The 23627-nt window shown below is 65.5% G+C and carries 19 protein-coding genes and 1 tRNA gene; all 20 read left to right on the top strand.

Annotated features, from left to right (window positions below; all coding sequences use genetic code 11):
- Position 1: 1 nt before the first annotated feature.
- On the top strand, positions 2-1030 hold the full coding sequence (gene nuoH / locus AC1Q5A_RS08380; RefSeq protein ID WP_492700103.1) for an NADH-quinone oxidoreductase subunit NuoH: 1029 nt from the start codon (positions 2-4) through the stop codon (positions 1028-1030).
- Between the two features lie 3 nt (positions 1031-1033).
- Complete coding sequence (gene nuoI / locus AC1Q5A_RS08375; protein ID WP_492700101.1) at positions 1034-1525, top strand: NADH-quinone oxidoreductase subunit NuoI; 492 nt, start codon at positions 1034-1036, stop codon at positions 1523-1525.
- 8 nt (positions 1526-1533) lie between these two features.
- A complete protein-coding gene (locus AC1Q5A_RS08370; RefSeq protein ID WP_492700099.1) occupies positions 1534-2181 on the top strand; it encodes an NADH-quinone oxidoreductase subunit J in 648 nt (215 codons plus the stop codon).
- The gene (gene nuoK / locus AC1Q5A_RS08365) at positions 2178-2483 is read left to right on the top strand and encodes an NADH-quinone oxidoreductase subunit NuoK (protein ID WP_492700097.1); all 306 of its coding nucleotides are present in this window, start codon (positions 2178-2180) and stop codon (positions 2481-2483) included. The genes AC1Q5A_RS08370 and nuoK overlap by 4 nt, the downstream gene beginning before the upstream one ends.
- A 4-nt stretch (positions 2484-2487) precedes the next feature.
- Positions 2488-4533, top strand: coding sequence for an NADH-quinone oxidoreductase subunit L (nuoL, locus tag AC1Q5A_RS08360; protein WP_492700095.1), 2046 nt, complete (start codon positions 2488-2490; stop codon positions 4531-4533).
- Between the two features lie 14 nt (positions 4534-4547).
- Complete coding sequence (locus AC1Q5A_RS08355) at positions 4548-6056, top strand: NADH-quinone oxidoreductase subunit M (RefSeq protein ID WP_492700093.1); 1509 nt, start codon at positions 4548-4550, stop codon at positions 6054-6056.
- Positions 6057-6068: 12 nt separating this feature from the next.
- Positions 6069-7523: an NADH-quinone oxidoreductase subunit NuoN gene (gene nuoN, locus AC1Q5A_RS08350; RefSeq protein WP_492700092.1), complete on the top strand. Its 1455-nt coding sequence runs from the start codon at positions 6069-6071 to the stop codon at positions 7521-7523.
- A 78-nt stretch (positions 7524-7601) separates the two neighbouring features.
- Positions 7602-7678: transfer RNA gene (locus AC1Q5A_RS08345), tRNA-Met, on the top strand.
- 196 nt (positions 7679-7874) lie between these two features.
- Entirely contained in the window at positions 7875-8417 is a 543-nt protein-coding gene (gene rimP, locus AC1Q5A_RS08340; protein WP_492700090.1) for a ribosome maturation factor RimP, read from the top strand.
- 238 nt (positions 8418-8655) lie between these two features.
- A complete protein-coding gene (nusA, locus tag AC1Q5A_RS08335) occupies positions 8656-10161 on the top strand; it encodes a transcription termination factor NusA (protein ID WP_492700088.1) in 1506 nt (501 codons plus the stop codon).
- 130 nt (positions 10162-10291) lie between these two features.
- Positions 10292-13090: a translation initiation factor IF-2 gene (gene infB / locus AC1Q5A_RS08330; protein ID WP_492700086.1), complete on the top strand. Its 2799-nt coding sequence runs from the start codon at positions 10292-10294 to the stop codon at positions 13088-13090.
- A 125-nt stretch (positions 13091-13215) separates the two neighbouring features.
- A complete protein-coding gene (rbfA, locus tag AC1Q5A_RS08325) occupies positions 13216-13599 on the top strand; it encodes a 30S ribosome-binding factor RbfA (protein WP_492700084.1) in 384 nt (127 codons plus the stop codon).
- A 27-nt stretch (positions 13600-13626) separates the two neighbouring features.
- The gene (gene truB / locus AC1Q5A_RS08320; protein WP_492700082.1) at positions 13627-14553 is read left to right on the top strand and encodes a tRNA pseudouridine(55) synthase TruB; all 927 of its coding nucleotides are present in this window, start codon (positions 13627-13629) and stop codon (positions 14551-14553) included.
- 166 nt (positions 14554-14719) lie between these two features.
- Entirely contained in the window at positions 14720-14989 is a 270-nt protein-coding gene (gene rpsO / locus AC1Q5A_RS08315) for a 30S ribosomal protein S15 (RefSeq protein ID WP_114342474.1), read from the top strand.
- 82 nt (positions 14990-15071) lie between these two features.
- Positions 15072-17177 carry a polyribonucleotide nucleotidyltransferase gene (gene pnp / locus AC1Q5A_RS08310; RefSeq protein ID WP_492700080.1) on the top strand — a complete coding sequence of 702 codons (2106 nt, stop codon included), beginning with the start codon at positions 15072-15074 and terminating at the stop codon, positions 17175-17177.
- A gap of 123 nt (positions 17178-17300) precedes the next feature.
- Positions 17301-18269: a poly(R)-hydroxyalkanoic acid synthase subunit PhaE gene (locus AC1Q5A_RS08305; RefSeq protein WP_492700078.1), complete on the top strand. Its 969-nt coding sequence runs from the start codon at positions 17301-17303 to the stop codon at positions 18267-18269.
- A gap of 11 nt (positions 18270-18280) precedes the next feature.
- On the top strand, positions 18281-19348 hold the full coding sequence (locus AC1Q5A_RS08300) for a class III poly(R)-hydroxyalkanoic acid synthase subunit PhaC (protein ID WP_492700076.1): 1068 nt from the start codon (positions 18281-18283) through the stop codon (positions 19346-19348).
- Positions 19349-19402: 54 nt separating this feature from the next.
- Entirely contained in the window at positions 19403-20419 is a 1017-nt protein-coding gene (mtnA, locus tag AC1Q5A_RS08295; protein ID WP_492700075.1) for an S-methyl-5-thioribose-1-phosphate isomerase, read from the top strand.
- Entirely contained in the window at positions 20419-20829 is a 411-nt protein-coding gene (locus AC1Q5A_RS08290; RefSeq protein WP_492700073.1) for a GtrA family protein, read from the top strand. The genes mtnA and AC1Q5A_RS08290 overlap by 1 nt, the downstream gene beginning before the upstream one ends.
- 139 nt (positions 20830-20968) lie before the next feature.
- Positions 20969-23587 (top strand): DNA gyrase subunit A, encoded by a 2619-nt coding sequence (gene gyrA, locus AC1Q5A_RS08285; RefSeq protein WP_492700072.1) that lies wholly within the window; start codon positions 20969-20971, stop codon positions 23585-23587.
- Positions 23588-23627: the final 40 nt, after the last annotated feature.

Below are 23627 nucleotides of genomic sequence, written 5' to 3'. Positions count from 1 at the left end.
CATGGCTGATCAACTCATCAACCAGCTCGTGTGGCCGATCATCTACATCCTGTGCATCGTGCTGCCACTGGTGCTGGCGGTGGCGATGTTCGTCTACTGGGAGCGCAAGGTTCTCGGCTGGATGCACGTGCGCATGGGGCCGAACAAGGTCGGCCCGTTCGGCCTGCTGCAGGCCTTTGCCGACGTGGTCAAGCTGCTGGTCAAGGAGGTGATCCTGCCGACCAAGGCGAACCGCTTCCTGTACTACATGGCGCCGATGATCGCGCTTGTCCCCGCGCTGGCGGTATGGGCGGTGGTGCCGTTCAGCAGCACGATGGTGCTGTCCAACGCCAACGCCGGCGTGTTGTACCTGCTGGCGATGACCTCGATGGGCGTGTACGGCATCATCATTGCCGGCTGGGCATCCAACTCGCGCTATGCGCTGCTCGGCGCGATGCGTTCGGCGGCGCAGGTGATCTCCTACGAACTGGCTATGGGCCTGTGTCTGGTCTGCGTGCTGGTGCTGGCCGGCTCGCTGAACCTCAGCGCGATCGTCAACGCGCAGGCCGGCAACAAGGGCATCTTCGACTGGTTCTGGCTGCCGCTGCTGCCGGTGTTCGTGGTGTACTTCATCTCCGGCGTGGCCGAGACCAACCGCGCGCCGTTCGACGTGGCCGAGGGCGAGTCGGAGATCGTCGCCGGCTTCCACGTGGAATATTCCGGCTCGGCGTTCGCGCTGTTCTTTCTGGCCGAATACGCCAACATGATCCTGCTCAGCTTCCTTGCCGCGGTGCTGTTCATGGGCGGCTGGCTGTCGCCGTTCCCGGCCTCATGGGGTTTCATCGGCCATGGCGGTTTCCCCTGGCTGCTGATCAAGGCGTTCCTGTTCTCCTTCATGTTCCTGTGGTTCCGCGCCACCTTCCCGCGCTATCGCTATGACCAGATCATGCGGCTGGGCTGGAAGGTGTTCATTCCCATCGCCATCGCGTGGGTCTTCGTGGCCGGCTGCCTGAAATACTGGGGCCTGGCCAGCATCGGCACGGGGGCATAAGCCATGAGTCGCGTTACCGGTTATTTCAAGAGCCTGCTGCTGGTCGAGCTGTTCCAGGGCATGGGCGTGACCCTGCGCTACCTGTTCAAGCCGAAGTACACGATGCGCTACCCGATGGAGCACATCCCCAAGTCGAACCGCTTCCGCGGCCTGCACGCGCTGCGCCGCTACGCGAATGGCGAGGAGCGCTGCATCGCCTGCAAGCTGTGCGAGGCGGTGTGCCCGGCGCTGGCGATCACCATCGACTCGGCGCCGCGCGAGAGCGACGGCCAGCGCCGCACCACCCGCTACGAGATCGACCTGTTCAAGTGCATCTATTGCGGCTTCTGCGAGGAGAGCTGCCCGGTCGATTCGATCGTCGAGACCTCGATCCATGAATACCACTTCGAACACCGTGGCGAGAACGTGGTGGACAAGCAGAAGCTGCTTGCCATCGGCGATCGCTTCGAGCAGCAGATTGCCGCCGACCGCACGCAGGATGCGGCGTACCGCTGAGGCCAACGATGAACCCCCAACTGTTGCAACTCATCTGTTTCTACGCCTTCGGTTTCGTCACCGTCGCCGCGGCATTGTCGGTGATCACGCTGAAGAACAGCGTGCACGCGGTGCTGGCGCTGGTGCTTACCTTCTTCAGTGCGGCCTGCCTGTGGCTACTGCTCGAAGCCGAGTTCCTGGCGCTGGCGCTGATCGTGGTCTACGTGGGCGCGGTGATGGTGCTGTTCCTGTTCGTGGTGATGATGCTCGACATCGACCAGGAAAAGCTGCGCGAGGGCTTCGTGAAATTCCTGCCGGTCGGCCTGATCGTGGCCGCGGTGATGCTGGTGGAGATGCTCGGTCTGATCGGCGTGCGCGCGATGCAGACAAAGGTCATGGGTGCCGACCCTGCGCTGGCCGAGGGCGTGACCAACAATACCGAATGGCTGGGCCATGCGCTGTACACGAAGTTCCTGCTGCCGTTCGAGATCGCCGCGCTGATCCTCACCGTGGGCATCGTGGCAGCCGTGGCGTTGACCCTGCGCGAGCGCCGCGACGCGCGCCACGAATCGGCCAGCCAGCAGGTCAAGGTCAATCCGCGCGACCGCGTGCGCATCGTGAAGATGGCCGCCGTCCGCCCCGATGAATCGACCGCATCACAGGAGCCGCAGCCATGATCTCGCTCGCGCATTACATCGTGCTCGGCGCGGTGCTGTTCTGCGTCGCCGTCGCCGGCATGTTCATCAACCGCAAGAATGTGATCGTGCTGCTGATGTCGATCGAGCTGATGCTGCTCGCCGTGAACATGAACTTCGTGGCGTTCTCGCGTTTCCTCGGGGATGTGGCGGGGCAGGTGTTCGTGTTCTTCATCCTCACCGTGGCCGCGGCGGAAGCCGCCATCGGCCTGGCGATCCTGGTGCTGCTGTTCCGTACGCGCAGCACGATCAATATCGCCGACATCGACAGCATGAAGGGCTGATCACATGGGTCTTTCCACTTCCATCCTGCTGACGATCGCACTGGCGCCGCTGGTGGGCTGCGTGCTGGCCGGTTTCCTGGGCAAGTTCCTGGGCCGCGCCGGTTCGCACAGCATCACTATCCTCGGCGTGGCGGTGTCGTGCGCGCTGTCGTTCTACGTGTTGTACCAGCTCACCGTGGGCGGCGCGCCCGAATACAACCAGAACATCTACACCTGGTTCCAGATCGGCCCGTTCAACGCCAGCATCGGCTTCATGGTCGACCGCCTGACCGCGCTGATGCTGGTGGTGGTGAGCTTCGTGTCGCTGCTGGTGCACGTCTACACCATCGGCTACATGGCCGACGACGACGGCTACACCCGCTTCTTCAGCTACATCTCGCTGTTCACCTTCTCGATGTTCATGCTGGTCATGAGCAACAACTTCATGCAGCTGTTCTTCGGCTGGGAAGCGGTGGGCCTGGTGTCGTACCTGCTGATCGGCTTCTGGTACAAGCGGCCGACCGCGATCTTCGCCAACCTGAAGGCGTTCCTGGTCAACCGCGTGGGCGACTTCGGCTTCCTGCTCGGCATTGCGGCGGTGCTGTATTTCCTCGGCACGCTGGACTACGCCACCGCGTTCGCCGCGGCCCCCGGCCTGGCCGGCAAGACCCTGCAGATCACCGCGCACACGCAGTGGGACGCGGCCACGGTGATCTGCATCTGCCTGTTCGTCGGCGCGATGGGCAAGTCGGCGCAGGTGCCGCTGCACGTGTGGCTGCCCGACTCGATGGAAGGCCCGACCCCGATCTCCGCGCTGATCCATGCGGCGACGATGGTCACCGCCGGCATCTTCATGGTGGCGCGCATGTCGCCGCTGTTCGAGATGTCGTCGACCGCGCTGAGCTTCGTGCTGGTGATCGGCGCCACCACCGCATTGTTCACCGGCCTGATTGGCATAGTCCAGAATGACATCAAGCGGGTGATCGCGTACTCCACGCTGTCGCAGCTGGGCTACATGACGGTGGCGCTGGGCGTGTCGATGTACTCGGGCGCGGTGTTCCACCTGATGACCCACGCGTTCTTCAAGGCGCTGCTGTTCCTCGGCGCCGGCTCGGTGATCATCGCGATGCATCACGAGCAGGACATGCGCTACATGGGCGGCCTGCGCAAGTACATGCCGATCACCTGGATCACCATGTGGATCGGTTCGCTGGCGCTGGTGGCGGTGCCGTTCACCTCCGGCTTCTATTCGAAGGATGCGATCATCGAGGCGGTCGGCCTATCGCACCGCTGGGGTGCGCACTATGCCTACTTCTGCGTGATGGCCGGTGCGCTGGTGACGGGGCTGTACACGTTCCGCCAGATGTACCTCACGTTCCACGGCAAGGAGCGTTTCACCGTGGTCGAGCCGCATGGCCACGGTCATCACGACGGCCATGACGACCATGGCCACCACGAGCCGGGCGTGCTGGCGCATGCGCCGAAGGAGTCGCCGTGGGTAGTGACGCTGCCGCTGGTGCTGCTGGCGATCCCGTCGCTGCTGGTCGGCTTCCTCACGGTCGGTCCCACCTTGTTCGGCAACTGGTTCCGTGGCGCGATCCATGTGGACGAGGCGAACAACGTGCTGGCCGAGCTGGGCCATGAATTCCACGGCGCGGCGGCGATGGCGCTGCACGGGTTCACCCAGCTGCCGTTCCTGCTGGTGCTCGTCGCTTTCGTGACCACCACCTACATCTACCTGTTCAATCCGGCGCTGGCCGACCGGATCAAGTCCACGCTGAAGCCGCTGTGGACGGTGCTCGACCGCAAGTACTGGGTCGACGACGTGTACTTCGCGCTGTTCGCCCGCGGTGGTGTCGCGCTGGGTCGCGGCTTCTGGAAGGCCAGCGAGACGGCGCTGATCGACGGCGCGATGGTCAACGGCTCGGTGAGCATGGTGCACCGTGTCGCCGCCACGATGCGCCGCCTGCAGTCGGGCTACCTCTATCACTACGCCTTCGCGATGATCCTCGGCCTGATCCTGCTGCTTGGCGGGTATTGGCTGGTCGGATCCGGGCTGGCCGGGCAATAAGGGAAACGGGATCCATGTTCAATCACTTGCTCAGCCTGCTGATCTGGCTACCCGTCGTCGGAGCCATCCCGGTGCTGCTTGCCGGTTCGGCCCGGCCCGACCTGGCGCGTTGGCTGTCGCTGCTGGTGGCGGTGCTGACCTTCGTGGCCAGCCTGTTCCTGCTGGTGCAGTACAACCCCGCCGGCGCCGCGATGCAGCTGGTCGAGAGCCACCTGTGGATTGCCTCCTGGGGCGTCCATTACGGTCTGGCGGTCGACGGCATCTCGGTGGCGCTGATCGTGATGACCACCTTCGTGGGCATCCTGGTGATCGCCGGCGCGTGGGAGGTCATCCAGGACAAGCCGCACCAGTACATGGCCGCGATGCTTATCCTCGAGGGCCTGCTGATCGGCGTGTTCTGCGCCACCGACGCGCTGCTGTTCTATGCGCTGTTCGAGGCGATCCTGATCCCGATGTTCATCCTGATCGGCATCTGGGGCGGTCCGCGCCGCGTGTATGCGACGCTGAAGTTCTTCATCTACACGTTCTTCGGCTCGGTCTTCATGCTGATCGCGCTGCTGTACCTGTACCAGAAGGCGCATACGTTCGATCTGGCCACGCTGGCGGCGCTGCCGCTGACGTTCACCGAGCAGGCCTGGATCTTCTTCGCGTTCCTGATCGCCTTCGCGATCAAGGTGCCGATGGTGCCGGTGCATACCTGGCTGCCGGATGCCCACGTCGAGGCGCCGACCGGCGGTTCGGTGGTGCTGGCGGCGGTGATGCTGAAGGTCGGCACCTACGGCATGCTGCGCTTCATCCTGCCGATCGTGCCCGATGCCGGTGCGCATTTCGCTTGGCTGGTGATCGTGCTCAGCCTGGTCGCGATCGTCTACATCGGTTACGTCGCGCTGGTGCAGGAGGACATGAAGAAGCTGGTGGCGTACTCGTCCGTGGCGCACATGGGCTTCGTCACGCTGGGCATCTTCATCGCCTTCATGCTGGTGCGCGATCAAGGCCACACCGACATGGCGATGCTCGGCATGCAGGGCGCGATGGTCCAGATGATCTCGCACGGCTTCGTCTCCGGCGCGATGTTCACCTGCATCGGCGTGATGTACGACCGCCTGCACACGCGCCTGATCAAGGATTACGGCGGCGTGATCAATGCGATGCCGTGGTTCGGCTTCTTCTACGTGCTGTTCGCGATGGCCAACTGCGGCCTGCCGGGCACCAGCGGTTTCGTGGGCGAGTTCATGGTGATCCTGGCCAGCTTCACCGCCAATCCGTGGATCGCGCTGTTCGCCGCGTTCACCCTGATCATCGGTGCGGGCTACACGCTGTGGCTGGTCAAGCGCGTGCTGTGGGGCGCGATCGCCAATCCGCACGTGGCGGAGATGAAGGAGATCAACGGGCGCGAGACGTTCGTGCTGGCCGCCTTCGCCGCCGCCGTGCTGGCGCTGGGCATCTGGCCGCAGCCGCTGGTCCACCTGATGGACAGTTCGGTGTCGCAGCTGGTGCAGCAGCTCGCCATTCACAAGATCTGATCGGGACCCGACATGCCGACTTTCAATGACATCCTGATCCTGCTGCCGGAGTTCTACCTGGTGGCGGCGGCGTGCCTGCTGTTGCTGCTGGACGCCTTCATGAAGCCCGCACAGCGACCCCTGCTGCACTGGATCTCGATCGCCGTGCTGCTGGTGGCGATCTACCTGGTGGTCGCCGGGCAGCCGCCGCAGGCGGTCACCGCGTTCGGGGGCATGTTCGTACGCGACGACGTGGCCGAGATCCTCAAGGTGTTCGTGCTGGGCACCACCGCGATGGTATTCGTCTATGCGCGCCCGTACCTGATCGACCGCAAGCTGGTCAGCGGCGAGTTCTACACGCTGATGATCTTCGCCGTGCTCGGCATCATGCTGCTGGTCTCGGCAGGCAACCTGGTCACCGTCTACCTGGGACTGGAGTTGCTGTCGCTGTCGTCGTATGCGCTGGTGGCGTTGAACCGCGACGCGAAGCTGCCGCCGGAAGCGGCGATCAAGTACTTCGTGCTGGGCGCGCTGGCCTCGGGCATGCTGCTGTACGGCATGTCGATGGTCTACGGCGCTTCCGGCATGGGCGGCACGCCGACCCTGGACCTGGCCCAACTGCACAACGTGATGAGTTACACCACGGCGCCGACCCTGCTGCTGTTCGGCCTGGTCTTCATGGTCGTGGGCATCGGCTTCAAGCTGGGTGCCGCGCCGTTCCACATGTGGATTCCCGACGTTTACCAGGGCGCGCCGACCCCGGTCACCACCTTCATCGCCTCGGGCTCGAAGCTGGCCGCGTTCGGCATGGCTTATCGCCTGCTCGACGCCGGCATGGGCGATCTGTCGCAGCATTGGCACTTGATGCTTGCGGTGCTCGCCGTGATTTCGCTGGCGATCGGCAACCTGGTTGCGATCGTGCAGACCAACCTCAAGCGCATGCTGGCGTACTCGACCATCTCGCACATGGGCTACCTGCTGCTGGGCCTGGCCGCCGCCGGCCCGGAAGGCTATGCCGCGGCGATGTTCTACGCGATCTGCTATGCGCTGATGGGCGTGGCCGCGTTCGGCGTGATGCTGGCGATGACCCGGGCCGGCTTCGAATGCGAGGAAATCGCCGACCTGAAGGGACTGAACCAGAAGTCGCCGTGGATGGCATTCCTGATGCTGCTGGCGATGTTCTCGCTGGCCGGTGTGCCGCCGCTGTTCGGTTTCTGGGCCAAGGTACTCGTGCTGGAGGCGGCGATCCACGCGAACATGCTGTGGCTGGCGATCGTCGGCATCGTGTTTGCCATCATCGGCCTGTACTACTACCTGTACGTGGTCAAGGTGATGTACTTCGACAAGCCTGTGGAAGGTGGCGCACTGCAGGCGCAGGCGGACCAGCCGCTGCGCGTGGTGCTGTCGCTCAATGCGTTGTCGCTGCTGGCGCTGGGTCTGTACTGGGGCCCGCTGCTCGCGTGGTGCCGACGCGCATTCGGATTGTGAATGCCTGCGGGGTGACGAATGCACGGGGTTCGAGGCTTGCAAGAAATCGGCCATCCCGGTAAACTCTTCGGACTCTGATGCGGGGTGGAGCAGTCTGGCAGCTCGTCGGGCTCATAACCCGAAGGTCGCAGGTTCGAATCCTGCCCCCGCTACCAGATCTTTCTTGATGCAAGAAAGCCTCCTCGTGAGGCTTTTTTGTTGGGCGCAGGACGCGTCGTGCGGGGCCGCCTCGGGCAGCGCCTGCACCGGAAGGAGCTGCATGGAGTGGGACATCGGCGAGATAGGGAAATGGGCCGTTGGAGCCCATTTTTTGTTTCTGCGGTTCTCACAGGTGATCTGGGAAGGCTATCCATGGATACACAGGCACTGGCGCAACGTTTCAGCGGGGTCCTGGCCGATCTGGGTCTGGAATGCCTCGGCGTGGAGTTCACCCCGTCGCACGGGCAGAGTACCCTGCGCGTTTATCTGGACTTGCTGGACAAGGAAGCGGGCGACGGCGAGCGCCGCGAAGTCGGTATCGAGGATTGTGAGACCGCCAGCCGCGAACTGTCCGCCCTGCTCGACGTGGAAGACCCGATTCCGGGCCATTACGTGCTGGAGGTTTCCTCGCCGGGCCTGGATCGGCCGCTGTTCACGGCTGCGCAGTTTGCGCGGGTCGGTGGGCAGGAAGTGAAAGTGCTGTTGAGGGCGCCGCTGGAAGGCCGCCGTCGCCTGCGCGGCAAGCTGGTTTCGGTGGAAGGCGAGCGCATCGTGCTGGAAGCCGAAGGCAGGACATTCGAATTCGACCATGCGCTGGTGGAAAGCGCGCGCGTGGTGCCGGACTGGGTGGCGCTCGGTTATGCGCCGCAGCCCAAGCCCGGCGGCAAGGCGCCTAGCAAGAAGAAGGTTGATTGAGGCTTTGTTGAAGAGTGCAGCCATGGAGGGCTGCTTTGTGATCTTCGCGTTCAAGGACGAACGCACAAGCATTGAATAGTGCAGCCATGGAGGGCTGCTTCGCGATCTTCGTGTTCAAGGACGAACGCACAAGCATTGAACAGTGCGGCCATGGATGGCCGCCTCTTGATCCCGGCGTTCAGGGATGAACGCAAAAGTTACCGATCGGACGCCGCAGGGCGTTTATGGAGCTGCTGCAATGAGCAAAGAACTTTTGCTGGTCGTCGACGCGGTCGCCAATGAAAAGGGCGTGCCGGAGGAAGTGATTTTCGAAGCCATGGAGGCCGCACTGGCCTCGGCCGCGAAAAAACGCTACCCGGACGAGGAGCCGGACATCCGCGTATCGATCGACCACAACACCGGCGAGTACGAGACGTTCCGCCGCTGGGAAATCATCGCCGACGACGGCGAGATGGAGTCGCCGTCGTACCAGCTGCGCCTGATGGACGCGCTGGACGAGCGCGCCGACGCCCAGGTGGGCGAGTACATCGAGCAGCAGATCGAGAACGCCGAATTCGGCCGCATTGCTGCCCAGGCTGCCAAGCAGGTGATCGTGCAGCGCGTGCGCGAGGCGGAGCGCCAGCAGGTGGTTGATGCGTTCGCCGACCGCGTGGGCGAGCTGGTCACCGGCATCGTCAAGCGCGTGGAGCGCGGCAACATCTACCTCGACCTGGGCGGCAATGCCGAGGCGTTCATTCCGCGCGACAAGACGATTCCACGCGAATCGGTACGCGTGGGCGATCGCGTGCGTGGCTACCTGTACGAGGTGCGCTCCGAAGCCCGCGGCCCGCAGCTGTTCGTGTCGCGCGCCGCGCCGGAATTCATGATCGAGCTGTTCAAGCTGGAAGTGCCCGAGGTCGGCCAGGGCCTGGTCGAGATCAAGGGTTGCGCGCGCGACCCGGGCGACCGCGCCAAGATCGCCGTGCTGGCGCACGACACGCGCACCGATCCGATCGGCGCCTGCATCGGCATGCGCGGCTCGCGCGTACAGGCGGTCTCCAACGATCTCAACGGCGAGCGCGTGGACATCATCCTGTGGCACGAGAACCAGGCCCAGTACGTCATCAACGCGATGGCGCCGGCCGAGGTGCAGTCCATCATCATGGACGAGGAAAAGCACTCGATGGACATCGCGGTGGCCGAGGACAAGCTCTCGCAGGCCATCGGCCGTGGCGGCCAGAACGTGCGCCTGGCCAGCAAGCTCACCGGCTGGCAGCTCAACGTGATGACCCAGGACCAGGTCACCGCCAAGAGCGAGGCCGAGCAGGAGGCCACGAAGGCGCTGTTCATGGAGAAGCTCGAAGTGGACCAGGAAATCGCCGTCATCCTCGTGCAGGAAGGTTTCTCCAGCATCGAGGAAATCGCCTACGTGCCCAGCGCCGAGCTGCTGGCGGTGGAGGGCTTCGACGAGGACATCGTCGAGGAACTGCGCGCCCGCGCCCGCGACGCCCTGCTGACTGAAGCACTGGCGGCGGAGGAGGACGTCGACGAACATCAGCCTTCCGACGAGCTGCTCGCGCTGGAAGGGATGGACGAGGCGACCGCCTATGCGCTGGCCGCGCGCGAGGTGACCACGGTCGACGACCTGGCTGATCTGGCGGTGGACGACATGATCGATATCGAGGGCATGGACGAGGAACGCGCCGCAGCGCTGATCATGGCCGCGCGGGCGCCGATGATCGCGCGGCTGGAGAAGGGCGGCTAACCGCAGGCGGCGGCGCCCCGGACGGGCGTGCCGAGAAAGGCCATGAGAGGCCTTTCACCATGGATGGGGGTGGCGGTGCAGTGGGTGCCGCACAGATGATAAGCGCGGGAACGGCGGAGCAAAGAACACGATGTCGGACGTCACGATCAAACAACTCGCCCAGGTGCTGGGCATGCCGGTCGACAGGCTGCTGACGCAGCTGGGCGAGGCAGGCATGAAATTCTCCGACCAGGAGCAGGTCATCAGCAGCACCGAGAAGGTGAAACTGCTGGGCTTCCTGCGCCGCACGCACGGCAGGGGCGGAGTCGCGGCGGAAGTCGAGGACAGCGCGCCGCGCCAGATCACCCTCAAGCGGCGGACGGTCGGCGAATTGAAGGTGGCGACGCCGGGCAGCCGCGGCGCCTCGGGTGCGGCCAAAACGGTCAACGTCGAAGTGCGTGCCAAGCGTACCTACGTCAAGCGCAGCGTGATCGCCGAGGAGGCCAGCGTCGAGCCCGAGCGCGAGGAGGCCGTACGCAAACTGCATGAATCGCAGCAGCAGCGCGAGCAGGAAGAGCGCGAGCGGGCCGAGGCCGAGCATCGTCGTCAGGTCGAAGCGCAGCAGCGCGCCCTGGACGAGCAGCGGGAGCAGGAAGAAAAGGCGCGGATCGAGGTCGAGGCAGCAGCCAGCGCCGCCGAGCCGGACACGGCCGGACCTGTCGCGGCGGCACCGGAGACGCCGGTCGCCGAGGCGGCGCCGGCAGGCGCCGGCGGCGAGGCGGACGCGTCGGTCCAGCGGATCGACCAGCGTGAGCTGGGCATGATCCTTCCGCGCATCCATGAACCGCGCAAGCGCGAGAAGCTGGTCAAGCCGGTCGTGGCGCCTGCCCCTGCAGCCGCTCCGGCAGCGGGCGACGGGACCGCGGCTGCGACGGCCGAAGGCGGCCGCGGCAAGACCAAGCATCCTCGCGAGCGCAACGAAGGTATCGGGGACAAGGAAGGGCGCGAGAGCGCCAGCAAGCGTTTCGCCGGCGGCCAGATGCATCTCAGCGAGGCCGATCGTGCCCGCCGTTCTTCCAGCGGCAAACGCGGCAAGGCGGCCCGCAGCGGCGGCCGCGAGCTTTCGCCGCGTGCCGGTGGCAGCACACCGACCGGTCCGCACGGCTTCTCCCGACCGACCGCACCGGTGGTGCGCGAAGTGGTCGTGGGCGATACCAACATCGTCGCCGAACTGGCGCAGAAGATGGCGGTCAAGGGCTCCGAGGTGGTCAAGGCGCTGTTCAAGATGGGCGTGATGGCGACCATCAACCAGACCATCGACCACGACACCGCCGTACTGGTGGTCGAGGAACTCGGCCACACGCCGGTGGCCGACAACCAGAACAACGCCGAGGAGACGCTGGCGGCGCATACCCAGAACATCGAACTGGAGGGCGAGAAGGTCACGCGCCCGCCGGTGGTGACGATCATGGGCCATGTCGACCACGGCAAGACCTCGCTGCTCGACTACATTCGCCGCACCAAGGTCGCCTCCGGCGAAGCCGGCGGCATCACCCAGCACATCGGTGCCTACCATGTGGAGACTTCCAGGGGCGTGATCACGTTCCTGGATACCCCCGGCCATGCCGCGTTCACCTCGATGCGCGCCCGTGGCGCGCAGTCGACCGACATCGTGGTGCTGGTGGTGGCTGCCGACGACGGCGTCAAGCCGCAGACGATCGAGGCGGTGAAGCACGCGCGCGCCGCCAGGGTGCCGCTGATCGTGGCCGTCAACAAGATGGACAAGGACGGCGCGAACCCGGACAACGTCAAGCAGGGCCTGGTAGCGCAGGAAGTGGTGCCGGAAGACTGGGGCGGCGACGTCCAGTTCATTCCGGTGTCGGCCAAGACCGGCATGGGCGTCGAGGATCTGCTCGACGCGATCTCGGTGCAGGCCGAGGTGATGGAATTGAAGGCGGTCGTCGACGGCCGCGCCTCCGGCGTGGTGATCGAATCCAGCCTGGACCGCGGTCGTGGTCCGGTGGCCACCGTGCTGGTGCAGCAGGGCACGCTGCGCAAGGGCGATTTCGTGGTCTGCGGCGTCGAATACGGCCGCATGCGCGCGCTGATCGACGAAACCGGCAAGCAGGTGGCCGAAGCCGGCCCCTCCATTCCGGTGCAGGTGCTGGGTCTGTCCGGCGTGCCGGAAACCGGCGACGACTTCGTCGCCGTCGAGGACGAGCGGCTGGCCCGCGAGGTCGCCGAGGAGCGTCAGCTCAAGCGGCGCGAGACGCGGATGGTCAGCAAGAGCAACCGGCTCGAGGACATCATCGCCAAGATGGGCCAGGGCGTGGAGCAGCAGACGCTCAACATCCTGGTCAAGGGCGACGTGCAGGGCTCGGTCGAGGCCTTGCGCGAGTCGCTGATCCAGATCGGCAACGATCGGGTCCGGGTCAACGTGGTGGCTTCCGGCGTCGGCGGCATCACCGAGTCCGATGCCACGCTGGCCGCCGCCTCGAAGGCGCTGGTGATCGGCTTCAACGTGCGTGCCGATGCTTCGGCGCGCAAGGTGATCGAGACGAACGCCGTGGATGTGCGTTATTTCTCGATCATCTACGACGTGATCGACCAGGTGACCCAGGCGGCCACCGGCCTGCTCGGCATGGAAGTGCGCGAGGACATCATCGGCACCGCCGAGGTCCGCGACGTGTTCCGCAGCTCCAAGTTCGGCGCCGTGGCCGGTTGCATGGTCACCGAAGGCTCGGTCAAGCGGAACAAGCCGATCCGCGTGCTGCGCGACCACGTGGTGATCTTCGAGGGCGAGCTGGAATCGCTGCGCCGCTTCAAGGACCTGGTCGACGAGGTGCGTGCTGGCATGGAATGCGGCATCGCCGTGAAGCAGTACAACGACGTCAAGCCGGGCGACCAGATCGAGTGCTTCGAACGCACCGAGGTCGCGCGCACGCTGTAACGCCCTCGGGCGTTACAGCGCGGGAATCGGGAATAGCCAAGGCGGCCGTCCCTATTCCCGATCCTTGCCCGCATGGCGTGCTTTGGCTCTTCCCATTCCCTATTCTCGATTCCCGGCCTTTCCCCATGCCTTCCCGCGATTTCAAACGTACCGACCGCATCGGCGCCGAACTGCGCCGCGAGCTGGGCTTGCTGGTGCACGCGGCCGTGCGCGATCACGGCTTGCCGTCGACCAGCGTGTGCGACGTGGAAATCACCCGTGACCTCGACTGGGCCACGGTGTGGGTGACCACCATGCTGCCGAAGCAGGGGTTGCCGGCGGTGAAGGCGCTCAACGAGATGAGCCACGAGATCCGCCACGCGCTGGCGCACAGCGGCATGCGCATGCGGCGGGTGCCGGAGCTGAAGTTCAAGTACGACGATTCGGTCGACAAGGGCGAGCGCATCGAGTCGCTGCTGCGTCAGCAGGCGCGCGACCTGGCGCCGCCGAACGGCGACAAGCAGGGCTGACCGCAGCCCTTGGGCACCGCCGAGCCGATGAGCCGTCCGCCGCGCATCCAGTTTCGCGACCTGCACGGCATCGTGCTGCTCGACAAGCCGCAGGGGCTGAGTTCCAACCAGGCGCTGCAGGCCGTGCGCCGGCTGCTGCGTGCGGCCAAGGGCGGCCATACCGGCGCGCTCGATCCGCTGGCTACCGGCCTGTTGCCGCTTTGCTTCGGCGAGGCGACCAAGCTGGCCGGCAGCCTGCTGGGGGCACGCAAGGCCTATCTGGCCGAGTGCCGGCTCGGCCTCACCACGGATACCGCCGACAGTGAAGGCGAGCTCGTCCGGCAACGTCCGGTGCCGCAGCTCGACGTGGTCGCGATCGAGGCGGCGCTGGCCAAATTGCGCGGCCGCATCCTGCAGGTGCCGCCGATGTATTCCGCACTGAAGCAGGGCGGCGAACGGTTGTATGCCAAGGCGCGTCGCGGCGAAACCGTCGAGGTGCCGCCACGTGAAGTGGATGTGTACCGGCTGGAGTTGCTGGCGCGTACCGATGACACGCTGCAGTTGCTGGTGGAGTGCGGCTCGGGCACCTACGTCCGTTCGCTGGCGGTGGACCTTGGCGAGGACCTGGGCTGCGGCGCCCACCTGACCGCGCTGCGCCGGATCTGGGTCGAACCGTTCCGCGAGCCGCGGATGGTCACCCTGCCGCAGCTGGAACAGGCGGCGGAGCAGGGCGACGAGGCTTTGCTGGCCTGGCTGCTGCCGGTATCGGCCGGTCTGTCCGATCTGCCGGTATTGCGGCTCGATGAGACGCAGAGCATGGCGATCTCGCGTGGCCAGCAGATCGCCTTGCCGGGTCTGGCGGAAACCGGGCGCTGCGTGGCGTACGCCAGCGATGGTGCGTTGCTGGCGCTGCTGGAACCCGACGCCGAGGGGCGCGCGCGGATCCTGCGCGGCTTCAACCTTCCGCCGGATTGACGGATTCGCATGGTTTGACCGCGCCGCACTTGTTGTAACACCGTTCCCATCAGTAGAATACACAAGTTATTTCAACGCTTTCATTCAACTAGGCGAAGCTTGCGCTTGCGTCATCGCGATGACGCAAGCGCAAGCTTCGCATCGCCTTCCAAGGAAACGTATATTCATGTCTCTTACCGCAGAACAGACCGGCAAGATCATTGCTGATTTCGGCCGGGTGCCGAACGACACCGGTTCGACCGAAGTCCAGGTGGCGCTGCTGTCCGCCCGCATCGACCATCTCACCGACCATTTCAAGGAACACAAGCAGGACCACCACTCCCGCCGTGGCCTGCTGAAGCTGGTCAACCAGCGCAAGCGCCTGCTCAGCTATCTGAAGGACAGCGATCTTGCGCGCTATCAGACCCTGATCGAACGCCTCGGCCTCCGGCGGTAATTCGTGCGTTCATCCGTGAACGCAGAGATCAAGAGGCGCCTATCCGTGGGCGCACTCCTCCATCAGATCAGGAATTAAGCACGTGGCAAAAGTAACCAAGTCATTCCAGTACGGTAACCACCAAGTCACACTGGAGACGGGCGAAATTGCCCGCCAGGCGTCCGGTGCGGTGATGGTCAGCATGGGGGGTACGGTAGTGCTGGTCACCGCCGTGGCCGCCGCCAAGCAGAAGGAAGGCCAGGACTTCTTCCCGCTCACCGTCGACTATGTGGAGAAGTTCTACTCCGCCGGTCGCATTCCCGGCGGTTTCTTCAAGCGCGAAGGCCGTCCGACCGAGAAGGAGACGCTGACCTCGCGCCTGATCGACCGCCCGGTGCGCCCGCTGTTCCCCGACGACTTCAAGAACGAAGTGCAGGTCATCGCCCAGGTCGTTTCGCTCGATCCGGAAATCGATGGCGACATCCCCGCGCTGCTCGGCGCCTCTGCCGCGCTGAGCCTGGCCGGCATCCCGTTCAAGGGCCCGATCGGTGCTGCCCGCGTCGGCTACGCGAACGGCCAGTACCTGCTGAATCCGTCGGCCACCGAGCTGAAGACCTCCCAGCTGGACCTGGTCGTCGCCGGCACCGCCGGCGCCGTGCTGATGGTGGAATCAGAAGCCGAGCTGCTGTCTGAGGACGTGATGCTCGGTGCGGTGATGTTCGGCCACCGGCAGATGCAGGCCGCGATCCATGCGATCGCCGAGCTGGCCGCCGAGGCCGGCAAGCCGTCGTGGGACTGGCAGGCGCCGGCCCGTGACGAGTCGCTGGCGGCAGCGGTCAAGGGTGCTGTCGGCAACCAGCTGGCCGAGGCGTTCCAGGTGCGCGACAAACTGCAGCGCCGCGACGCAATCGCCGCGATCAAGACCGACGTGCTGGCCGGGCTCAAGGCGCAGGCTGAAGAGAAGGGCTGGGCGGCCGGTTCGCTGGCCAAGGAATTCGAAGAACTCGAATACCACACCATGCGCGACAGCGTGCTGAAGACCAAGGTGCGCATCGACGGCCGCCAGCTGGACGACGTGCGCGCGATCACCGCCCGTGTCGGCGTGCTGCCGCGCACCCACGGCTCGGCGCTGTTCACCCGCGGCGAGACGCAGGCGCTGGTCGTCGTCACCTTGGGCACGACCCGCGACGCGCAGATCATCGACGCGCCCGTCGGCGAGTCGAAGGATCCGTTCCTGTTCCACTACAACTTCCCGCCGTTCTCGGTGGGCGAGGCCGGTCGCTTCGGTGCGCCGAAGCGTCGCGAGATCGGCCACGGTCGCCTCGCCAAGCGTGGCGTGCAGGCGGTCAAGCCGACGATCGAGGCGTTCCCGTACGTGCTGCGCGTGGTCTCGGAGATCACCGAGTCCAACGGTTCCTCGTCGATGGCCTCGGTGTGCGGCTCCTCGTTGGCGATGATGGACGCCGGCGTGCCGCTGAAGGCACCGGTGGCCGGCATCGCGATGGGCCTGGTCAAGGAAGGAGAAGACTTCGTCGTGCTGTCCGACATCCTGGGCGACGAGGATCACCTCGGCGACATGGATTTCAAGGTGGCCGGCAGCTCCGAAGGCATCTCCGCGTTGCAGATGGACATCAAGATCGACGGCATCACCGAGGAGATCATGAAGGTGGCGTTGGCCCAGGCCAAGCGTGGTCGCCTGCATATCCTCGGCGAGATGAACAAGGCGATCAGCACCGCCCGTGCCGAGATGAGCGAGTACGCCCCGCGCCTGATCACCATCAAGATCCACCCGGACAAGATCCGCGAAGTGATCGGCAAGGGCGGCGCCACGATCCGCTCGATCACCGAGGAGACCGGCACCACGATCGACATCAGCGACGACGGCACCATCGTCGTCGGCTCGGTCAACCGCGAGGCGGGCGAAGCGGCACGCAAGCGCATCGAGCAGATCGTCTCCGACGTCGAGCCGGGCCGCATCTACGAAGGCAAGGTGGCGAAGCTGATGGACTTCGGCGCGTTCGTCACGATCATGCCGGGCAAGGATGGTCTGGTGCACGTGTCGCAGATTTCCGACGAGCGCGTGGAGAAGGTCTCCGACAAGCTGAAGGAAGGCGACATCGTCAAGGTCAAGGTGCTCGAAGTGGACAAGCAGGGGCGCATCCGCCTGTCGATGAAGGCGGTGACCGAAGAAGAACGCGCCGGCGTCTGAGTTTCCGGACAAGGCGATTCCACAAGGCCTGGCTCACGTCGGGCCTTGTGCATTTTGGCGCCGATGATTTTGTGCAACAGGCTTTTGCTAGGATGCCGAGGAACCTTGCACGAGGATGCACCGATGACCGATCCGGCCAATGATTTCATCAGGGACTACCAGACGCTGGCGCAGCAGTCGTGGGATGCCTGGTCGCGCCAGTTCCAGCCGCAGCCTGCGGCGAATCCGTTCGCGCCACCGCCGGCGCCGGTTGCCGGCAACGACATGCTGGAGCGCACGTTGACCGGCCTGAAGGGATACTTCGACTGGATGCAGGCGGCCGCTGCCGGCAGCGCTGCTCCGCAGCCGGGCAGCGACTGGCGCCAGCAGCTGCAGCAGATGTTCGGCGGCACCAGCCAGCCGTTCGCGCAGGCGTTCGGCGACATCGACAGCGCTGGTGCGGAAGGTTTTGCGCGGCAGTGGCAGTCCTGGCTGCAGGCGACCCGGCATGGCGGTTTCGGCGACCTGCCGGGTGCGTACGGACCGGCACCGGCGTTCGGCCTGAACCGCGAGCAGCAGATGCAGCAGCAGGTCCTGGCCACAGCGCTGCTGGAGGCGATGCAGGCGTCTGCGCGGTACCAGGAGCTGATCCAGCGCGCCAACGCGCAAGGGATGCAACGCCTGCAGGAGAAGCTGGCCCAGCATGTCGAGCCGGATCGCCAGATCGATTCGTTGAAGGGGTTGTACGACCTCTGGGTGGACGCCTCGGAACAAGCCTATGCCGAGATCGCGCTGTCCGACGAGTTCCGCGAGGTCTACGGCGAGATGGTCAACACGCAGATGCGCGTGCGCAAACTGCAGCAGCAGCAGACCGAACAGCTCTGCCAGCAGCTCGGCGTACCGACGCGCAGCGAGGTCTCGAGCCTCGGTGAGCGGCTGCAGGCCATGCGCCGCGAGCTGGCGGCGTTGAAGCGCCGGCTTGCCGGGAATCAGGCGGCGGCGACAGCCAAGGCAACGCCCGCCAAGCCCGCGGCGGCAGCGAAGAAGGCGCCGGCAAAAGCAGCGCGCAAACCGGCTGCCGCGTCCGTTCCGAGCCCGCGCAGGCGGCAGTAAGGAGACCCGCCATGCAAACTCCATTGAGCATCGACCCGGCCAGGGTGCTGGCCGACATCGCCACGTTCCAGCGCAAGCTGGCCGCCGGCATGGACCATCTGCGCGACATGCACGAGCCGGCGTACGCGAACACCCCGCGCGAGCTGGTCTACAGCGAGGACAAACTGAAGGTGTGGCACTTCACCGGCCACGCCAAGGCAAGCTCGAAAACCCCGCTGCTGATCGTCTACGCGCTGGTCAACACGGTGTGGATGACCGACCTGCAGGCCGACCGCTCGATGGTGCGCAACCTGCTGGAGCAGGGCGAGGACGTCTACCTCATCGACTGGGGCTACCCCGACGGCGCCGATCGCTGGCTGACCCTGGACGATTACATCAACGGCTACCTCGACCGCTGCGTGGATGCGGTGCGCGAGCGGCACGGGCTGGACGCGGTCAACCTGCTCGGCATCTGCCAGGGCGGCGCGTTCTCGCTGTGCTACACCGCGCTGCATCCGGACAAGGTGAAGAACCTGGTCACCATGGTCACCCCGGTGGATTTCCACACACCGGACAACATGCTGTCGGGCTGGTGCCGCAACATGGACGTGGACCTGTTCGTCGACACCATGGGCAACATCCCGGCCGGGCTGATGAACTATGTCTACCTCACGCTGAAGCCGTTGCGGCTGAACCAGCAGAAGTACATCGGCCTGGTCGACATCCTCGACAACCCGGTCGAACTGGAGAACTTCCTGCGCATGGAACGCTGGATCTTCGACTCGCCCGATCAGGCCGGCGAAGCATTCCGCCAGTTCATCAAGGATTTCTACCAGGGCAACAAGCTGGTCAAGGGCACGCTGGAGATCGGCGGCCAGGCCGTCGATCTGGGCATGGTCACCCAGCCGGTGCTGAACATCTTCGCCGAGCAGGATCATCTGGTGCCGCCGGATGCGTCGCGCGCGCTGGGCAAGCACGTCGGCAGCACCGACTACACCCAGCTGGCGTTCAAGGGCGGGCACATCGGCATCTACGTGTCGGGCCGCGCGCAACGCGAAGTACCGCCGGCAATCCACCAGTGGCTGCGCCAGCGCGACTGAACCGTCCCCGCGCCTGCCGTGTGAAATACGCACGCGGCAGGCGATAATGGATGGATGAGCGCATCCACCGACACCCACGATTCCATCCGCGCCGTGCAGTGGCAGGGCGATCACCTGCGCCTGCTCGACCAGCGCGTGCTGCCCGGCGAGGAGCGCTGGATCGACTGCCGCGACGCCGCGCAGGTCGCCCAGGCGATCCGCGACCTGGCGGTGCGCGGCGCACCGGCGATCGGCATTGCCGCCGCGTGGGGCGTGGCGATGGCGGCGCAGCAGGGCGTGCCGCTGGAACCGGTGCTGGCCATGCTGCGCGCCGCGCGACCCACCGCGGTAAACCTGATGTGGGCGCTGGACCGGATGAAACGGCGCATCGCCACCGGCGCTGACGCCGACGTGCTGCGGCGCGAGGCGCAGGCGATCCAGGATGAAGACCTGGCCGCGAACCGGCGGATGGGGGAGTCGGGCGCCAGCCTGATTGCCGCCGGTTCGGGCGTGCTGACCCATTGCAACACCGGTTCGCTGGCCACCGCCGGCTACGGCACCGCGCTGGGCGTGATCCGCGCCGGCGTGGCGGCGGCCCGGATCGCGCGGGTCTACGCCGGCGAAACCCGGCCGTGGCAGCAGGGCGCGCGGCTGACCATGTGGGAGCTGGTGCGCGACGGCATCCCGGCACAGCTGATCGCCGATTCCGCCGCCGCGTACCTGATGAAATCCGGCGCGGTGCAGTGGGTGATCGTGGGCGCCGACCGGATCGCCGCGAACGGCGATACCGCGAACAAGATCGGCACCTACCAGCTGGCGATCGCGGCGAAGTACCACGGCGTGAAATTCATGGTGGTGGCACCTTCCTCCACCGTCGACATGGCCACCGGCAGCGGCGAGGAAATCGAGATCGAGCTGCGCGACCCGGCCGAGCTGCTCGGTATCGCCGGTCGTCGCGTCGTGGTCGAGGGTGCACAGGCCTGGAATCCGGTATTCGACGTGACGCCGGCGGAACTGATCGACGCGATCGTGACCGAGCGCGGCGTGATCGAGCGGCCAAACAGCCTGGCGATGCAGGCCATGTTCGGATGATGAAACTCCCGCGCGAGATCGCGCTGTTCGCCGTGGGTGGCGTGCTGGGCTTGCTGGTCGACGCCGGTATCGTGCAGGCGCTGGTTGGCTGGGCCGCCTGGAATCCCTATCTGGCCCGCATGCTGTCGTTCCTGGTCGCGGCAACGGTGACCTGGTGGTGGAACCGCCGTTACACCTTTGCCGCACGCAGCAGCAACCGCGCGGCACATGCCGAATGGTTGCACTGGCTGGGGCTGATGAGCCTTGGCGCAGTGGTCAATTACGGGGTTTACGCCCTGCTGCTGGTGGGCTTCCCGCTGTTGCAGCGCTGGCCGGCACCGGCCGCCGCCGCCGGTTCCGCCGTGGCTGCGCTGATCAATTTTTCGACAGCGCGCGGGATGCTTTTCAGGTCTACCAGGACATCGTCCTAAACTATTGATTCATATTGATTAAATACTGTAGTTTTGACGCCGTTCGTGCTACACTCCACGGGTTGATTTCGGGTCGCATTGCGCATGCGCTTGAGGCGCGGCGCCAGCGTCCTTTTTTCGTTATCAGGGAAGCCGATTCATGGCAGAACTCGCCAAAGAAGTGATTCGCGTCAACATCGAAGACGAGATGCGCCAGAGCTATCTCGATTACGCCATGAGCGTGATCGTGGGCCGCGCCCTCCCGGATGTCCGTGACGGTCTGAAACCGGTGCATCGCCGCGTGCTGTTCGCGATGAACGAACTCGGCAACGTGTGGAACAAGCCGTACAAGAAGTCGGCCCGCGTGGTCGGTGACGTCATCGGTAAGTACCATCCGCACGGCGACCAGTCGGTTTATGACGCGATCGTGCGCCTGGCGCAGCCGTTCTCGCTGCGCTACATGCTGGTCGACGGCCAGGGCAACTTCGGCTCGGTCGACGGCGACAGCGCCGCCGCGATGCGCTACACCGAGGTGCGCATGTCGCGGCTCAGCCACGAGCTGCTGGCCGACATCGACAAGGAAACCGTCGACTTCGGCCCGAACTACGACGAGAGCGAGCACGAGCCGCTGGTGCTGCCCACGCGCGTGCCGAACCTGCTGGTGAACGGTTCGGCCGGCATCGCGGTCGGCATGGCCACCAATATCCCGCCGCACAACCTCAACGAGGTGATCGCGGCGACGATCGCGCTGATCGACGAGCCTGCGCTCTCGATCGACGACCTGATGCACTACATCCCCGGCCCGGATTTCCCGACCCACGGCATCATCAACGGTTCGTCCGGCATCATCGAGGCGTACCGCACCGGTCGCGGCCGCATCCTGGTGCGCGCCAAGGCCGAGATCGAGACCGAGCCGAACGGCCGCGAGACGATCATCGTCCACGAGCTGCCGTACCAGGTGAACAAGGCCCGGCTGATCGAGAAGATCGCCGAGCTGGTCAAGGAGAAGAAGCTCGAAGGCATCAGCGAGCTGCGCGACGAGTCCGACAAGGACGGCATGCGCGTCGTCATCGAAATCCGCAAGGATGCGATGGGCGACGTGGTGCTGAACAACCTGTTCCAGCAGACCCAGCTGCAGGTCACCTTCGGCATCAACATGGTGGCCCTGCTGGACGGCCAGCCGAAGCTGCTCAATCTCAAGGACATCCTCGAGGCGTTCATCCGCCACCGGCGCGAGGTGGTCACCCGTCGCACCATCTTCGACCTGCGCAAGGCGCGTGCCCGCGCGCACATCCTCGAGGGCCTTACCGTCGCGCTGGCCAACATCGACGAGATGATCGAGCTGATCAAGACCTCGTCGTCGCCGGCCGAAGCGCGCGAGCGCATGGTGGCGCGGCGCTGGGAAGCCGGCCTGGTGCGGGCCCTGTTGTCCGCCACCGGCGCCGATGCCTCGCGGCCGGAAGACATGGACCCGCGCGACGGCCTGAAGGCCGACGGTTACCAGCTGTCCGAGGCGCAGGCACTGGAAATCCTGGCGATGCGCCTGCATCGCCTGACCGGGCTGGAGCAGGAAAAGCTTTCCGACGAATACCGGCAGATCCTGGAAACCATCCGCGGCCTGATCGAGATCCTGGAGAACCCGGACCGCCTGCTGCAGGTGATCCGCGAGGAGCTGGAGGCGATCAAGGCCGAATTCGGCGATGCCCGTCGCACCGAGATCCAGCATTCGCAGGAAGACCTCAACGTACTCGACCTGATCGCGCCGGAAGACGTGGTGGTCACGCTGTCGCACACCGGCTACGTCAAGCGCCAGCCGGCCAGCACGTACCGCGCGCAGAAGCGCGGCGGCAAGGGCCGCTCGGCTTCCGCGCTGAAGGACGAGGACGTCGTCGAGCAGCTGTGGGTGGTCAACACGCACGACACCCTGCTCACCTTCACCAGTACCGGCCGCGTCTACTGGCTCAAGGTCTACCAGATGCCGGAGGCCGGCTCCGGTGCGCGCGGCAAGCCGATCATCAACCTGCTGCCGCTGAACGCCGGCGAAAAGGTGCAGGCAGTGCTGCCGGTGCGCGAGTACGCCGACGACCGCTACGTGTTCTTCGCGACGAAGCACGGCACGGTCAAGAAGACCCCGCTCACCGAATTCGCCTACCAGCTGCAGAAGGGCAAGCAGGCGATCAATCTCGACGAGGGCGACGCACTGGTCAACGTGGAGCTCACCGACGGCAACAGCGACATCCTGCTGTTCGCCTCCAACGGCAAGGTCAACCGCTTCGACGAGGGCACCGTGCGCTCGATGGGGCGCACCGCCACCGGCGTGCGCGGCATGCGCCTGGCCGAGGGCGAGGCGGTGGTCTCGCTGATCGTGGCAGCCGAGGGAGCGGTTCTCGGAGGGGACATCCTCACCGCGACCGAACGCGGTTATGGCAAGCGCACCGCGCTGGACGAGTTCCCCAAGAAGGGCCGCGGCACCCAGGGCGTGATCGGTATCCAGTGCTCCGAGCGCAACGGCGCACTGGTGGCCGCGGTGCAGGTCAGCGAGGCGCACGAGCTGATGCTGATCTCCGACAAGGGCACGCTGGTGCGCACCCGCGTGGCGGAAGTCTCGCGACTCGGCCGCAACACCCAGGGCGTCACCCTGATCCGCCTGCCTGCCGACGAGACCCTGGTCAGCGTGGTGCGGCTGGAGGCGGACGAGGGCAACGGCGAGGATGCCGAATCCACCGAGGCGCCGGGACCGGCGGATGGCGGCGGCTTCCCGGCGGAGACCGGCGAGTAGGCCCGCGGCAAGCTGAGAAAAACCCGGTCACGCCGGGGTT

Source organism: Rhodanobacter sp. GW835-FHT13D09 (assembly GCF_058793995.1).
This window is presented reverse-complemented; position numbering and strand designations above follow the sequence as displayed.